The 15,022-nt window shown below is 56.8% G+C and carries 16 protein-coding genes; 12 read left to right on the forward strand and 4 right to left on the reverse strand.

Annotated elements, in window-relative coordinates:
* Nucleotides 1-8: 8 nt before the first annotated feature.
* Genes CVU69_09525 through CVU69_09540 form a run of 4 tightly spaced genes read right to left on the reverse strand, consistent with a single transcriptional unit; the run spans nucleotide 9 to nucleotide 3,572 of the window.
* Nucleotides 9-821, reverse strand: a complete 813-nt coding sequence (locus CVU69_09525) for a malonyl-[acyl-carrier protein] O-methyltransferase BioC (protein ID PKN11976.1) — start codon at nucleotides 819-821, stop codon at nucleotides 9-11.
* Complete coding sequence (locus tag CVU69_09530; GenBank protein ID PKN11977.1) at nucleotides 818-1,588, reverse strand: pimelyl-ACP methyl ester esterase; 771 nt, start codon at nucleotides 1,586-1,588, stop codon at nucleotides 818-820. The genes CVU69_09525 and CVU69_09530 overlap by 4 nt, the downstream gene beginning before the upstream one ends.
* Nucleotides 1,585-2,778 carry an 8-amino-7-oxononanoate synthase gene (gene bioF, locus CVU69_09535; protein PKN11978.1) on the reverse strand — a complete coding sequence of 398 codons (1,194 nt, stop codon included), beginning with the start codon at nucleotides 2,776-2,778 and terminating at the stop codon, nucleotides 1,585-1,587. The genes CVU69_09530 and bioF overlap by 4 nt, the downstream gene beginning before the upstream one ends.
* Entirely contained in the window at nucleotides 2,775-3,572 is a 798-nt protein-coding gene (locus CVU69_09540) for a 6-carboxyhexanoate--CoA ligase (protein ID PKN11979.1), read from the reverse strand. Before CVU69_09540 ends, bioF begins: the two co-directional genes overlap by 4 nt.
* A gap of 169 nt (nucleotides 3,573-3,741) precedes the next feature.
* Between CVU69_09540 and CVU69_09545 the strand changes: the two genes are divergently transcribed.
* From CVU69_09545 to CVU69_09600, 12 genes are all read left to right on the forward strand, one after another.
* Nucleotides 3,742-4,377: a flavodoxin family protein gene (locus CVU69_09545; GenBank protein PKN11980.1), complete on the forward strand. Its 636-nt coding sequence runs from the start codon at nucleotides 3,742-3,744 to the stop codon at nucleotides 4,375-4,377.
* 41 nt (nucleotides 4,378-4,418) lie between these two features.
* Nucleotides 4,419-4,718: a hypothetical protein gene (locus CVU69_09550; GenBank protein ID PKN11981.1), complete on the forward strand. Its 300-nt coding sequence runs from the start codon at nucleotides 4,419-4,421 to the stop codon at nucleotides 4,716-4,718.
* Nucleotides 4,719-4,857: 139 nt separating this feature from the next.
* Nucleotides 4,858-7,557, forward strand: a complete 2,700-nt coding sequence (locus tag CVU69_09555) for a preprotein translocase subunit SecA (GenBank protein PKN11982.1) — start codon at nucleotides 4,858-4,860, stop codon at nucleotides 7,555-7,557.
* A gap of 34 nt (nucleotides 7,558-7,591) precedes the next feature.
* Complete coding sequence (locus CVU69_09560) at nucleotides 7,592-8,782, forward strand: ornithine acetyltransferase (GenBank protein PKN11983.1); 1,191 nt, start codon at nucleotides 7,592-7,594, stop codon at nucleotides 8,780-8,782.
* Between the two features lie 43 nt (nucleotides 8,783-8,825).
* Nucleotides 8,826-10,004 carry a phosphopentomutase gene (locus CVU69_09565; protein PKN11984.1) on the forward strand — a complete coding sequence of 393 codons (1,179 nt, stop codon included), beginning with the start codon at nucleotides 8,826-8,828 and terminating at the stop codon, nucleotides 10,002-10,004.
* 92 nt (nucleotides 10,005-10,096) lie between these two features.
* On the forward strand, nucleotides 10,097-10,402 hold the full coding sequence (locus CVU69_09570; protein PKN11985.1) for an ArsR family transcriptional regulator: 306 nt from the start codon (nucleotides 10,097-10,099) through the stop codon (nucleotides 10,400-10,402).
* Nucleotides 10,377-11,243, forward strand: a complete 867-nt coding sequence (locus CVU69_09575) for a hypothetical protein (GenBank protein PKN11986.1) — start codon at nucleotides 10,377-10,379, stop codon at nucleotides 11,241-11,243. The genes CVU69_09570 and CVU69_09575 overlap by 26 nt, the downstream gene beginning before the upstream one ends.
* Nucleotides 11,244-11,289: 46 nt before the next feature.
* On the forward strand, nucleotides 11,290-11,715 hold the full coding sequence (locus CVU69_09580) for a DNA polymerase III subunit chi (GenBank protein ID PKN11987.1): 426 nt from the start codon (nucleotides 11,290-11,292) through the stop codon (nucleotides 11,713-11,715).
* Nucleotides 11,636-12,460 (forward strand): 16S rRNA (uracil(1498)-N(3))-methyltransferase, encoded by an 825-nt coding sequence (locus CVU69_09585; protein ID PKN11988.1) that lies wholly within the window; start codon nucleotides 11,636-11,638, stop codon nucleotides 12,458-12,460. Before CVU69_09580 ends, CVU69_09585 begins: the two co-directional genes overlap by 80 nt.
* A 12-nt stretch (nucleotides 12,461-12,472) precedes the next feature.
* Nucleotides 12,473-13,246: an RNA methyltransferase gene (locus CVU69_09590; GenBank protein PKN11989.1), complete on the forward strand. Its 774-nt coding sequence runs from the start codon at nucleotides 12,473-12,475 to the stop codon at nucleotides 13,244-13,246.
* Complete coding sequence (locus tag CVU69_09595; protein ID PKN11990.1) at nucleotides 13,246-13,683, forward strand: hypothetical protein; 438 nt, start codon at nucleotides 13,246-13,248, stop codon at nucleotides 13,681-13,683. The genes CVU69_09590 and CVU69_09595 overlap by 1 nt, the downstream gene beginning before the upstream one ends.
* Nucleotides 13,683-14,969, forward strand: coding sequence for a 23S rRNA (uracil(1939)-C(5))-methyltransferase RlmD (locus CVU69_09600; GenBank protein PKN11991.1), 1,287 nt, complete (start codon nucleotides 13,683-13,685; stop codon nucleotides 14,967-14,969). The genes CVU69_09595 and CVU69_09600 overlap by 1 nt, the downstream gene beginning before the upstream one ends.
* The last annotated feature ends 53 nt before the right edge of the window (nucleotides 14,970-15,022 follow it).

Genomic DNA, 15,022 nt, shown 5'->3' on the forward strand with positions numbered 1-15,022 from the left:
CCGGCCTTTTACCGCTGATTTTTCGCCAGGCCGTAAATAACCTGGTAGGTCGCAGGGATGCTGCCGTTGCTGCCGAAGCGTTCTTGATAAATCGCCATCATCCGTTCAGTCGTTCTCCGGCCGGAGAGTCCGCTGGGGCGTTGAGTGGCGGCGTTCTGGGCGCCGATCCGTTTGAGGCTGCGCAGAAGGTGGGGGACGTCGGGATGTTCTTCCTGCTCGTCAAGAGACTCAAGCTGCCCGGCTAGCCCGGAGACTTTGAGGGCGGATGCGACGGCTTCCTCATCAGGGAAGAGTTGCATGTGAGAGATGGCATCACGACCTTCCTCGACGAGGGCGGCGCTATGAGCGGCGCGCAACTCACGAAGAGTCCCGGCCCCGAAGAGGGCAAAGGCGAAGAATCCGCCCGGCTGCAGGACCCGTTGGACCTCGGCAAAGGCGCGGGGGAGATCGTTCACCCATTGATACATCGAGGCGGAGAGGACCAGGCCGAGCGATGCAGAGCGCATGGGGAGAGCTTCCGCGTCGGCATCAAAGGCGGCGACGGTTGTTAGCCGTGTTGCCGCTGTACAGGTCATGGCGTGGGCAATATCGGCGACAAGAAGGGGGAGCGTCGGGGCTCGTTCCCGCAGTTTGTGGGCAAGATCGCCGGTACCGGTGCCGATATCAAGGGCGAGATGAAAAGGGGAAAGGTCATCGGGCAGGCGGGCGATCAGTCCGGCTACCACCCGCTTCTGCACCAGGGCATAGCAATCGTATTCGCTGGCATGCAAGGAGAAGTGCTGGCGCACCTGGCGGGTGGAGACGGGGGGCAGATTATTCATGACAGGAAATCGCGGATGAGAGCGCTCACCGGTGCGGCAGCGCGGTAAAAAGGGGCGTGACCACAACCGCTGAATTCATGGAAATGTGCTTGCGGCAAAGCGGCGGACAGAAAGCGTCCGGCACCGATCGGGATAATGACATCGGCACTGCCGTGCAGCACCAGAGCCGGCAGGGTGATGGCGGAGAGGTGGCTGCGCAGATCGATCCGGCGCAACAGCTCCAGCCCGCCCAGAGCGGTGGCCGTTTCGACATCGACCAGGAGCGGGGAAGGGGGGGGACATTCCCCTTGAAACTGCAGGGACCAGAAGTTTGCGAGTGTCGGAGTTGGCGCCCGCTTGAAATCGCGAGCAAGAGCTCGCACCGAGGTGTCAGTCAGACCGTGCGGCCAATCCGGCGTCGCGACAAAACACGGCGTGGTGGCAAGCAGGATGAGGCGCTTTATGTGCTGCGGAAACCGTGCGGCCAGCTCCTGGGCGATCATCCCCCCCAGCGACCAGCCGAGGAGAGTCACCGTTTCCAGTTTGAGAGCATCGAACCAGTGGAGTAAATCCTCGGCTAGAGCAGCGAGATCGATCGTGGCCGATGCCGTCGAAGCGCCGTAACCGGGGAGATCGGGGGCAAGACAGTGGCAGTCGGGGAGTCGGCTCATCAGTTCGTCAAAGATCGCCGCAGAGCTTCCCCATCCATGAATGAAGACCAGTGGCGCACCGCTGCCACTGCTGCGCCAGGCAAAGGTGCGGCCATCCGGCAGAAGCAGAGAGTTCATTCTTCTCCTCCTTGTCCTTTGATAATCGCAATGATCTGAGCGGCGGCGGCTTCAAGCTCAAGAGGGTCATGCGTCGCCATCACCGTGGCGCGCAGGCGGCAGCGGCCGACCGGAACGGTGGGGGGACGCACCCCTTGCAGGCAGATCCCGGCGGCCAAAAGGGCGCTCGCCGCGGCCATGGTCGGCTGCGGGTCTTTGGTGAGGATCGGCACAATCTGGGTCGTGCTGTCGAGCAGGTCGAGGCCGGCAGCCTGGAGTCGAGTGGTAAAGCACTGGCGATTCTCGGCGAGACGGGCGCGCAGCTGCGCTCCCTCCGGGCTGGCAACGATGCGGAGCGCAGCGCTGGCCGCGGCGGGCACCGCTGGCGGCAAGCTGGTGGAGAAGATAAAGGAACGGCTGCGGTTGATTAGAGTGTCGACCAAGGGGCGGGCGGCAGCCAGGTAGGCACCTGCGCCTCCGAGAGCTTTGCCGAGCGTCCCCATGTGCAGATCGATGGCGCTCAGGCAGCCGCAGAGTTCGGCACTGCCGCGTCCATTTGTGCCGAGGACACCGGTGCCGTGCGCGTCATCGACCATGAGCAGCGCATCGTATTTGTCCTTGAGACGCACCAGTTCCGCCAGTGGGGCGATCACGCCATCCATACTGAAGACGCCGTCGGTGACGATCACCCATTTCCCGCGCCGGCACGGCATTTCAGAGACGAGAAGTTCTTCGAGGGCGGCAACATCGGCATGAGGATAAACAATAGTGCGGGCGCTGCTCAAGCGACAGCCGTCAATGATCGAAGCATGATTAAGGGCGTCGGAAAAGATGATGTCGCCGGTGTCGAAGAGGCCCTGGAGAATGCCGGTATTGGCGGCATAACCGCAATTAAAGAGGAGAGCAGCCTCTGTCCCTTTGAATGCGGCGATTTCTTCTTCAAAGTCCCGATGCGGGGACAATGAACCGGAAAGGAGACGACTGCCGCTGCTGCCGACGCCGAAGCGGGCAGTGGCGGAGCTGGCGGCGGCGATGAGCTGTGGATGAGTGGCGAGACCCAGATAGTTATTGGAGGAGAGGAGGAGGGTGTCACGGCCGTTCATGCGGACATGGGCGGCTGGAGCACTCTCGATGGTGCGGAGCACCCGACGCATCCCCTTGGCATCGAGGCTGGCCAGCTCTTTTTGATAGTCGGCAAGGAGATTGTTCATCCGCTAAAGACCTCGTCATGATGGATCCGTCCGATTTGGCTAAAGAGGACCGGTTCTTCTTCGAGAAAGGCGGTGATGGCGGCGAGGTTGAAGGTCGATCGCTGATAAAAGAAGGCGCGGCCGCCCAGCCTGTCCCCTTTTTCTTTCAGGTGCGGGAAACGCACATAGCCCCGCAGCGGGGAAGCGACATACCCGGCCGTATAATCGGGATCATCCGACCAGCAGAGTTCAGCCACAATTCCCGGTGATAGCAGAACTTTTCCGGCCAGGGCGAGAGCTTCACGCAGATGTGCCGTGTCGCGTCCACTCCCCTGCAATGCGGCAGTCAAGGCTATGTGGGCTGCCTGACTGAGATCCATTCGGCTGACGCGGAGACCGCGGGCGTGGTCACTCTCCAGGCGCTCGCCGTTCTTTGCATCGACGAGCATGGCGCCGCGCATGACTTTTCCTCCCGGTGCGGCGCCGCTGGCCAGAGCCCGGATGGCGGCAGAAGCGGCCGTGTCACTGACACCTGCGCGCAACAGTTCAGCCCTGGCTGCAGAACGACCGGCATGGAGATTGCTAACCAGGACGGTCGTGATATCAGGGAGGGGAGCATGTTCTATAGAGGTGGCAGGAAGAGTATCGATGGTGAGGTGAATCGTGTCAGGGTTGCCCCGCGAATGATCAAGGGCCCGGGTGATCATCGCGCTGGCAATGGTCGCCAGATCCTGAGCCGGAGCAATCCGCTCGGCGCCGGAGATGTGTTCGCTCGATAGCGCGGCGCGCATGCGGATACTGAAGAGTCGGCTCATAATGGCGCGAAATTAACATGCTCACAAATCATTGTCAACCACATGGATATCTTCAGGTTTACAATGATTTGTGAGCAATCCGGTTGACATCCCGTACTGCTTCTCTACAATATGCAGCATCGCTTTTACTGTGTCGCTGAGATTTCACCCCTCACTGAAGGAGTCATAGATGAACGTTGTAGCCTTTAACGGTAGTCCGAAAGAGAATGGCAATACTGCGGCCGCATTAAAACTCGTTGGATCGATATTGGAAGGGGCGGGAGTCACCGTCAACTTCGTGCATCTCGGCAAAGAGGTGATTCGCGGCTGCACGGCCTGCGGCGCCTGCATCAAAAATCGCAATGAGCGTTGCATCATCGAAACAGACAACGTCAACGATTACATCCAGTTGATGAAGAATGCCGACGGTATCCTCCTGGGCTCACCAGTGCACTTCGCGGCGATTGCCGGTACCATGAAATCTTTTCTTGATCGCGCCTTTTACGTCACCGGGGTCAACAGTTCGCTGCTGCGCCATAAGGTCGGCGCTGCTGTTGTCGCCGTCCGTCGCTCCGGCGGGGTCACAACCTTTGATGCCTTGAACCACTATATCAACTATGCTGAAATGGTCATGCCCGGATCCAATTACTGGAACGTCATCCACGGCACCCGTCCCGGCGATACCGTCAAGGATGAAGAGGGCGAACAGATCATGCATACCCTGGGACGGAATATGCTCTGGCTACTGCAGTTAATCGAGGCGGGCAAGAGCACGCATCCGGCTCCGGCCCTGGAGCGTAAGGTTTACACCAACTTTGTCAGATGATGATTGACACCTGACCCCGCCGTACTCGATACTCCGGCCCTATGATTCGTGACGACTATGATGACCAGGCATGGGACGCACTCTGTAAAGGGTGCGGCCTGTGCTGTTTTGAGAAACTTGAAGCTGAAGATGGCCGGATCACCTATACCCAGATCCCCTGCCGTTATCTCGACGTCGTCACCCGGCAGTGCCGGATCTTTGACCGGCGCCTGGAGATCAATCCTTCCTGCATCAAGTTGACCCCGGCGCTGGTGTCGAAGCTCCACTGGCTGCCGATGCACTGCGGTTATCGTGGCGACCTGTCCGGAGTGCCCCGGAAAAAGCAGCGCCGCCGGCGTTAAACCCTTTCTTTACGGAAATGCCAGGAATAGCCGGACAGGTTTACCGCTGATTCCGCCCCTTTACCCTTGAGGGGGGAGGCTCCTTGTGCTACTATGCGCGCCCTGTAACTTTAAAATTTGACCATCGATGGAGCCTGATATGATTGGTAATATCCTGAAAAAGATTTTTGGCAGCGAGAGTGATCGCGAATTGAAGCGGTTGCAACCCCTCGTTGACAAGATTAACTCCCTGGAAGCGCAGACAATCGCCCTTTCTGACGAGCAGCTCCGTGCCAGGACTGAAGAGTTCCGGGCTCGGCTCCGCCAAGGCGAGTCCCTTGATGACATTCTTCCTGAAGCCTTCGCGGTGGTGCGTGAAGCCGGGCGACGAATTCTCGGTATGCGTCATTTTGACACCCAGCTTATTGGCGGCATGGTTTTGCATCAGGGGAAAATTGCCGAGATGAAGACCGGCGAAGGGAAGACCCTGGTCTCGACCCTCCCGGCCTACCTGAATGCTCTCAGTGGTCAGAGTGTCCATATTGTCACCGTCAACGATTACCTGGCGCGCCGTGACTCGGAATGGATGGGCAATATCCATCGTTTCCTCGGTTTGAGCGTCGGAGTCATCGTCCACGGGCTCAACGATGCCGAACGCAAGGCGGCTTACGCCTGCGATATTACCTACTGCACGAATAATGAACTCGGCTTTGACTATCTGCGCGACAATATGAAGTTTTCTCTCGACGATTATGTCCAGAGGGATTTGAATTTTGCCATCGTTGACGAGGTCGACTCCATCCTTATCGACGAAGCACGGACACCGCTGATCATCTCCGGCCCGAGTGAGGGGTCCAGCGAGCACTATTACACCGTCAACAAGATTATCCCGCGGCTGGTCAAAGGGGAGATGATCGAGCACCGGGATGGCAAGATCGGCCTGTCGAGTAAAGAATATACTGGCGATTATACCATTGATGAAAAGGCCAAGAACGCCGCTTTGACCGAGCAGGGGGTCCTCACCGTTGAGAAGTTGCTGGGGATCTCCAATCTCTTCGATCCCAAGCATATCGAGATTTTGCACCATGCCAATCAGGCGCTGCGGGCGCACACACTCTTCCGGCGTGATGTCGATTATGTGGTCAATGATGGCGAGATCGTCATTGTCGACGAATTTACCGGCCGGATGATGCCGGGTCGGCGCTGGAGTGACGGTTTGCACCAGGCGATCGAAGCAAAAGAAGGGGTCAAGATTGAAAGTGAAAATCAGACTCTGGCGACGATCACTTTCCAGAATTACTTCCGCATGTATAAAAAACTTGCGGGGATGACCGGCACTGCCGATACCGAGGCGACCGAATTCAACGAGATCTACAAGTTGGGGGTTTCGGTCGTTCCGACCAATCGTCCGATGATTCGAATTGACCAGGCGGATGTTATTTATAAATCGGAGAAGGAAAAATTTAACGCAGTTGTGGCGGATGTGATCGAGCGCCATGCTAAAGGGCAACCGTCGCTGGTCGGCACCATCTCCATCGAAAAGTCAGAAACACTGGCGTTAATGTTACGCGAAAAAGGGATCCCCCACTACGTCCTTAATGCCAAGCACCATGATCGCGAAGCTGAGATTGTTGCCCAGGCCGGCCGCAAGGGGGCTGTGACGATCGCCACGAATATGGCCGGGCGCGGCACGGATATCATCCTCGGAGGAAATCCCGAGATGATGACGAAGCGTCTTGCCGCCGAAGTCGCCAACAGCGAGGAAGTCTACGCCGATCTCCAGGAAAAATGCCGTGAGCTTTGTGCCAAGGAGAAGGAAGAAGTGCTTGCCGCCGGCGGCCTTTATATCTGCGGTACCGAGCGTCACGAATCGCGGCGTATCGATAACCAGTTGCGCGGCCGTTCCGGCCGGCAAGGGGACCCCGGTGAGAGCCGTTTTTATCTCTCCCTGGAAGACGATCTACTGCGCATCTTCGGCTCACATCGCGTCGCTTTCATAATGGATAAACTGAAAATCCCTGAAAATGAGCCGATTGAGCATGGCATGATCTCCAAGGCGATCGAAAATGCCCAGAAGAAGGTCGAAGCGCATAACTATGAGATCCGCAAGCATCTTATCGATTATGATGACGTCATGAACAAGCAGCGCGAGGTCATCTATTCACAACGCAAAGAGGTTCTTTCCGGCGTCGGTGTCCGTGAGATTTTCCAATCGATCATTGACGAAACGATCGACACCCTCGTCGCTTCGCATTGTCCTCCTGCGGTCAAGGGGCATGAACAGCACTGGGACCTCGATGCATTAGTCGACGAGTGTTACTCGCTCTTCTGTTTTCGGCCGCAACTCCCGAGCGTGCAAACGCCCCAGGAGATGCACGAAGCGTTGCAGGCGGCGGTCAACAAGCGTTTACAGGAGAAGGAAGCCGACTTCACCACGCCGGTGATGGATCAGTTGATGAAGATTCTTCTGCTACAGGCGATCGACGGACAGTGGAAAGATCATCTGCTCTCCATCGATCATCTCAAGGAAGGGATCGGTCTGCGCGGCTATGCGCAGAAAAACCCCAAAGAGGAATACAAAAAAGAGGCCTACAGTCTCTTTATGGATCTGATGATCCGCATCCGTCAGGAAGTAGTGACCAAGCTCTTTTACGTGCAATTGGTGCATGAGGAGGATGTGGCAAAGATGGAAGCGGAAGAACTGGAGCGCAACCGCGCTACCTTGCGGGGAATGACCGGTGAAGATGAAGGCGCAGAAGAACATCGGCCCCTTACCCGGGAAGAAGAGAAGGTCGGGCGCAATGAACTGTGCCCCTGCGGCAGCGGCAAGAAGTATAAAAAATGTTGCGGGCAGGGTTAATCCTTTAACTTCAGATGATTAGAGATTAAACATCATGCAAAATCTCAAGATAAAAGGCTTTCGTTTTGCCGCCTGCTCTGCCGGGATCAAGAAGAGCGGTAAGCTCGACATGGGTTTGATCGTTTCGTCGACACCGGCGCGTTGTGCAGCGGTCTATACCACCAACAAGGTTGTGGCCGCGCCAATCGTCATCACCCGCGAGCGTCTGTCTGCAGGTATCTGTCAGGCGATTCTGGTCAACAGCGGCAATGCCAATGCCTGCACCGGTACTTCCGGCCATGCCGTCGCCCTGCAGACGGCTGAACTTGTCGCCGCGCAGTTGCAGATTCCAGTCGAAACAGTTGCCATCGCTTCGACCGGAGTCATCGGTCAACTCCTGCCTTTGGCTCCCTTTGAAGCGTTTCTGCCGCAACTGGTTAGCACTCTCAATGAAGATCAATGTGCCGGCGTTGCTGAGGCGATCCGCACCACTGATGCCTACCCCAAAATAGCCACAGCAAAAGGGGACAGCAACGGCCATCCCTACAATATCGTCGCCATTGCCAAGGGGGCGGGGATGATCCATCCGAATATGGCGACCATGCTTTCCTTTGTCATGACCGATGCGCAGGTCGCACCGGATCTTCTCGATGGGGCTTTGCGGCGTGCCGTTGATGCATCTTTTAATAGTATCACCGTCGATCGCGATACTTCGACCAACGATATGGTTTTGATCCTCGCTAACGGCGCAGCGACGGGAGCGGAGCTCCAAAACAATACTCCGGACGGGGATGTTTTTAGCGAACATCTCGCGTCTGTACTGTTGCAACTGGCGAAGTTGATTGTCAAGGACGGGGAAGGGGCGACCAAGGTCGTCGAGATCGAAGTACGCGGGGCACTGGACGATGCTGAAGCGCGGCAGGCGGCCATGAGTGTTGCCACCTCCAGTCTGGTCAAGACCGCCTTCTTTGGCGAGGACGCCAACTGGGGCCGGATCATTGCCGCAGTCGGTTACTCCGGGGCGGAAATCGATCCACAGCGGGTCGCTGTCTCCTTTGGTGGAGTATCAGTTGTGCGTGACGGCATCAGCACCGGCGCTGAACTTGAAGCCAAAGCCACCGCTGTACTGAAGCAGCCCGAATTCAAGGTGACCATCGATCTCCATCTTGGGAGCGGCCTGGGACGCTATTTCACTTCGGATTTGACTTACGACTATGTCAAGTGCAATGCCTCTTATCGAAGTTGAAGGCTTTGCGGTCCTTCCCTTCTAATTTTTCCGGATAAATTTCATGCCTTCTCAGTCCGTACCGATTCAACGCGTTATCCTCATCGTCCTTGACGGCGTTGGTATCGGTGCCCTGCCGGATGCCGCCAGTTATGGTGACAGTGGAGCCAATACCCTGTTGCATATTGCCCAGGCAAAGGGCGGCTTGTCTCTCCCCAATCTGCAGAGTCTCGGTCTTGGTAATATTTTACATCTCCCCGGCATCCCCCCCTCATTACCTGCTACGGCACATTACGGGCGGATGCAGCCGTGTGCCTCCGGCAAGGATTCCACCACCGGCCATTGGGAAATCTGCGGCGTAACACAATTGCAGCCCTTTTCTACCTTTCCGCACGGTTTCCCCGCTGAAATCATCGCGGCCTTTCAGGAACAGACCGGTTTGGAGCCACTGGGTAATATCGCGGCGAGCGGCACAGATGTTTTGCGACTTTTTGGAGAAGAACACCTGCGCAGCGGCCGTCCGATTATCTATACCAGTGTCGATTCCGTACTTCAGATTGCCGCGCATGAAGAGATCATGGCCCCGGAGCGTCTTTACGAAATCTGCCGGATAGCCCGGAAGATTCTCGACCCCTATCGCGTCGCACGGGTCATTGCCCGCCCCTTTAGGGGCACTGCGGTCGATGACTTTAAAAGGACGCGGCGACGTCGTGATTTTTCCATGCTGCCAACCACGCCGACAATCCTTGATGATCTCATCAATAATCGTTTGCCTGTTTACGCCATCGGTAAAATCAGCGACCTGTTTGCCGGGCAGGGCATCTCGAACTCTGTCTCCACCCGCAATAATCAGGAGGGGATGGAGCAGACCGTGGCGGCCCTTAAAGAGATAGAGCGGGGGGTGATCTTCACCAATCTTATCGACTTCGATATGGAGTTCGGACATCGCCTCGATGTGGCCGGCTTCGCCCGGGCTCTGGAACGATTTGATTCGGACCTTGCTTTGCTCCTTGCTGCCTTGTCTCCGACTGACCTCCTCATCATCACCGCTGACCACGGTTGCGACCCGACCACCGCCGGGAGCGATCATAGCCGTGAGTATGTGCCGCTCCTCGTCTGGCAGTCGGGCATGACGGCAGGCAGGGATCTGGGGACACGGGCGACCTTTGCCGATATTGCCGCCACCATTGCAACAATCTTCTTTTTGCCCCTCCGCAACGGCACGCCTCTGGTGCTGGAGTAGATCATGCTTGACTTTATTTGGCCGAGACCTTATCCATATATTACAATAAGGTTTGTGATGCTGATTTAATCTACATTCAGGAGAAGAAGACAATGGCGCAACAGGAGTTCGACAAACATGTCAATCTCGAACGTCAAGCAGAAATACTCAAAGTCCTCGGCCATCCGATCCGCCTGAAAATTGTTGCCGGACTCCTTTCCCAGAGTTGTAACGTCAAAAAGATCTGGGAGTGTCTGGAATTGCCCCAGGCGACTGTTTCCCAGCATTTGTCGCTATTGAAGAGTAAACAGATCATTGCCGGCCGCCGCGACGGTACGGAAGTTTTTTACAGCGTCATATCTTCTGAAGCCAAGGATATTATCGCCGCAATCTTTGCCCCACAAAATCTTTGTCGCTGACATTTCTATGAACAAAAAACGTTTTCACCCTTTTGCTTTTTTGCTTTTGCTGTGGACATTGTTTTTACTTTCCGCCCCGTGCCCCCTTGCTGCCGATGAATCTGCACCTGTCCCTGCAAATAAAGCAACGATCGAGGTCTTGTCTGACCTTGATCGGCACTACAACCTCTCCTTCCTTTGGTTTGACCATCTCGCCAGCGGGCAGTTAAGTTTTAGTCCTGATCCGTCAGCGCCAAATCGTTATCGTGCACTTCTTGATGCCAAGACACTCGGTGTGGCCGCTTGGTTAACCGGTGACCGGATGCAGCGTTACGAAACCCTGATGGAGATGACCCCGCAAGGGCGACTTCAGACGCTCGAATACAAGTCGATGATTTACAAGAATAAGGGGGGAAAGGTCGAACAATCGAAACACTATACCTTTAATGCTAAAACCCGGACGATAATGATGACCCGCAGTAAGGCCGGGATACAAGGGAAAGAACAACCAATCAAGGTATTCAGCGAGCGTTTCCCTGTTGATTTTCTCACCGCCGGATTCAATTTTATTCTGGGAGTCGATGGGCCGATTCGAGCGGGAGAACGCAAGGAGATCGTTACCTTCGATGACAAGGGGGAACGAACGATTGTGATTGAAGTCCTGAGAGCCGACGCTTGGCCAAAAACCACTTTCTTCCCCGCGGGGAGTGGAACCCTTCTTAAGATTATTCTACCCCCTGACATTCTTGATACCAGCGACGGCGCTGTCTATGCTCTGCTCGATGAGAAGTTTTTACCGTCCCGGGTGATCGTCAAGAATGTTTTGGGGTTGGGTGATGTGCGCTGTGAATTACGGCCATAAACACTCAATTTTCAAATGATATGGAAATAATTAAGGTAGAGAGACAATGAAAGAACGTCGCGCCGAATTCGTTCGTCTGCGCAAATCGGAACGGGCGCGCCATCTCTTTGAGTTGGCAGTTGAATTCTATAACTCCGGCCAACGGGTGCTGATTCTTGTCGCGGATGATGATCAGGGGGTCAAACTCGATCACTTTTTGTGGACGTGGAAAAGAGATTCTTTTTTGCCGCATGCCTTTGACAACGGCGCTGTTGAGTGTCTCGGCGATCCAATCGTCATTGCCTCGACCGAGCGCAATGCCAACGCCAGTCGGGTCGTTATCCTCGGCCGGCCGGCACCGCTGAATTTCCTTCGCCAGTTTGATACTGTCATCGACTTTGCCGAAACCTACGATGAAGAACTCGCCGCAGCCAGTCGCAAACGGTACCGCGTTTATCAGGAAGCCGGTTTTGTCACTACCCTCCGTGAATAGCGGCGGAGGCCAAAGCCTGATACGCCTTGCCGGCGTCGTTGAGTCCGAAATTCCGTGCCTGTTCTCTGCCGAAGTTGCAGTGGCACTGAGTCACTGGCAGGCGCGACCCGGGATGGTTGTCACGGTTGTCGATGCCGCCGGAGTGATGTGGCGGGGACGCCTCACTGATCTCAATGCCAGCGGGGGGATTCTGATCCCCTTTCAGCGCTCTTTGCGGCCGTTCGAAAGTTCTTTAGCTCTGACTGTCTATCAGGCGCTGCCGGAGAAAGAACGATTCGAACTCATTCTTGAAAAGCTCACCGAACTCGGGGTGACCCGCATCGTCCCCATTATTTCGCAGCACTCTTCCACGCTGGCGGCGCGCGATGCCAAACAGCCGAAATCCCACCGCTGGCCGGAAGTGCTCCGCCGGGCCGCCGTGCAATGTCGCCGGGCGATCATTCCGGAACTCAGCCCCTGCCTTGATCTCGCCAGCGTCTTTACTGATGCCAACAACGACACTCTCCGTCTCATGCTTTATGAAGGGGAGGGGACATTCTCCCTCAAAGAGACACTCGCCGGCCAGGAGTGCCGGCAGGTCGCCTTGCTGGTCGGTCCCGAAGGGGGCTTTGCCGCCGAGGAAGTCGCGGTCGCGCGTTGTAACGGATTTCTGCCGGTCTCCCTTGGTCCGCGCATCCTTCGCACCGAAACTGCGGCAATCAGCGCCGCCACCGTGATCCAGTACGCCCTCGGCGATTTGAACTAAGGAAAGTTATCAATGTCTCTCTCCATCGCGCCAGCAACGCCATTAACCAACATTGCCGTCATTCTCATCGAACCGCAAGGTCCTCTCAATATCGGCTCGGTCTGCCGGGTGATGATGAACTTCGGTCTGGCGGATCTCCGTCTGGTTAATCCCCAGACGGATCACCTCGGTGAAGAAGCGCGACGCATGGCGGTGCGGGCCACTCCCCTTCTGGAGCAGGCGCGGGTCTATCTCTCCCTCCCTGACGCCCTGGCCGGCTGCAGCCTCGCCATCGGCACCACCCGTCGGTTCGGCAAATACCGGGAGGACTTCATCCACCCCAATGATGCCGGGCGGGAGATCCTGACGGCAGCAGCCACGGCTTCGACCGCCCTGGTCTTCGGTCGCGAGGATCGCGGCCTCCACACCAACGAACTTGATCTTTGTCAGCGCTTCCTCACCATCCCCACCAGCGACGAACTGCCGTCGATGAATCTCGCTCAGGCTGTCGCTGTCTGCCTTTATGAAGTCGGTCAGGCGGCCGCACAAGCCGCAGGGAAAGTGCGGGAACGGCGACGCAAGAGCGCCCCCTCCGCGGCGATTGAAGCGATGTACAGTCACATGCGCCAGAGCCTTTTGGAGATCGGTTACCTTGACCCGCAGAATCCTGAACACATCCTCCGCACCTTCCGTCGCATCTTCAGTCGCGCCGGTCTCAATGAACGGGATGTACGCATTCTGCAGGGACTCTGGAGCCGCCTCGACTGGATCGAGAACGAGCGCCGTAAAACTAAGGAGAACAAGTGATGCTCCTCCCTCCCGCCAGTCAGCCGTCCTCTGTCCTGCCGGCTGTCCCCGCCATTGTGCCCCCTCCCTTCGTCGAGGAGATCCTCACGAACGGTCTGCACCTGCGTTATTATGATCAGACCAACCGCTACTTCGGTGACTATCATCGGGTCCGGATTGTTGTCGAGATCGAACTGGCGCTGAGCAACGAGCTGCTGATCGATCAAGAGTTGCTGACGGCCGGCAAAAAACGCTTTGGAGTGAGCCTGACGACCAACAAGGTTCTGGAGCGGATGGGGGTTCCAGGGGGCCGTGTCGATGCACTGCGGGCAGAACTCGTCGCCAGCTATCAAAACGAAGTGCAGAACTATCTCAGCCGCCCGGAAGTCCCCCTGCGTCTCCTTCGTGCCGAATTAGCCATTAAACCTTCGGCGTCGACGATTCTGAGGATGCGCTGATGCTCGAATTGACCATTGAGAACCTCGTCTTTGGCGGCAACGGTCTCGGTCGTCTCGACGGCAAAGCGATCTTTGTCCCGCTGACCGCTCCCGGTGATCAGATCCTTTGTCGCATTGTTCGCGACAAGGGGCGCTGGGCCGAAGCCGAACTGGTCGAAATCCTCCAGCCAGCAGCCGAGCGGATCACACCACCTTGTCCGGTCTTTGGTCTGTGCGGCGGCTGTCAGTGGCAATTCCTGCCTTATAGCGAGCAGGCAAGGTGGAAGGAAGCGATTTATCGCGATCTCCTCCAGCGTCAAGCCGGGGTAGCCGCCGAGAAGATCCGGCCGATTGTCGTTGCGCCGGAACCTTACGCCTATCGCAGTCGCGCCCAGTTCAAATGTTGCCACGGCAGCCAAGATTTTACTCTCGGATTTTTTCGCAAAGGGAGTCATAACGTCGAAGGAATCAACGCCTGCCCCCTGCTGCCGGCGGCGGTGAATCAGCTGATTCCATTGCTGAAGTCGGCGATTGACGGAACCGCCGTGGCCACCCATATCCCCCAAATCGACGCGGGCATCGATGATCGCGGCAAGGTGCGGCTAGTCATCCATGCCCGCAACAATGCCGGCGCTGAAGTCGCAGAGCTGCTGCGCCCCCTGGCTCTTCAGGAGGATTTTGCGCTCTTCGTGCAGAGTGATCGTCGGGAAGAGGGATTACGTCATGTTTGCGGCGAGGAAGATCTGGTCATCAACTGCGACACGCCGCCCTTGGCGTTGGCGTACAAGGCCGGAGGATTCTCCCAGATCAATCTCGAGCAGAATCGCACTCTGCTCAACGCCGTCCTCAGCGCCGCAGAGTTACAAGGGAAGGAGCGGGTTATCGATCTATACTGCGGAATGGGAAATTTTTCGCTCCCACTGGCTCTGCGTTGTGCCGAAGTCGTCGGTGTGGAGGATTATGCGCCGTCGATCATCCAAGCCAAGATTAATGCCCGACAAAACAGTCTGAAAAATACCCAATTTTACGCCCGTCCGGCTTTTGGTGCCCTGCGCGCTTACGGTCAGGCTGCACCCTTCGATCTCGTCGTCCTCGATCCACCGCGGGAGGGCGCGAGCGATGTCTGCCGCGAACTTATCGACCTTGGCCCGCCGCGCATCCTCTATATCTCCTGCGACCCGGCCACGCAAGCCCGGGATCTCAAGACCCTCCTCAATAACGGCTATCGCTGCCTCTCCGCCCAACCCTTCGATTTCTTCCCGCAAACCCATCACATCGAAAGTTTGGTCGTTCTCGTTCGCAACTGATCCCGTGCATGCTTTGGTCCTGTCTTCAGTTTCGCGACCGGGGCGCCGTGAAC

The sequence above is a fragment of the Deltaproteobacteria bacterium HGW-Deltaproteobacteria-4 genome (assembly GCA_002841765.1).
Lineage (GTDB): Bacteria > Desulfobacterota > Desulfuromonadia > Desulfuromonadales > UBA2197 > UBA2197.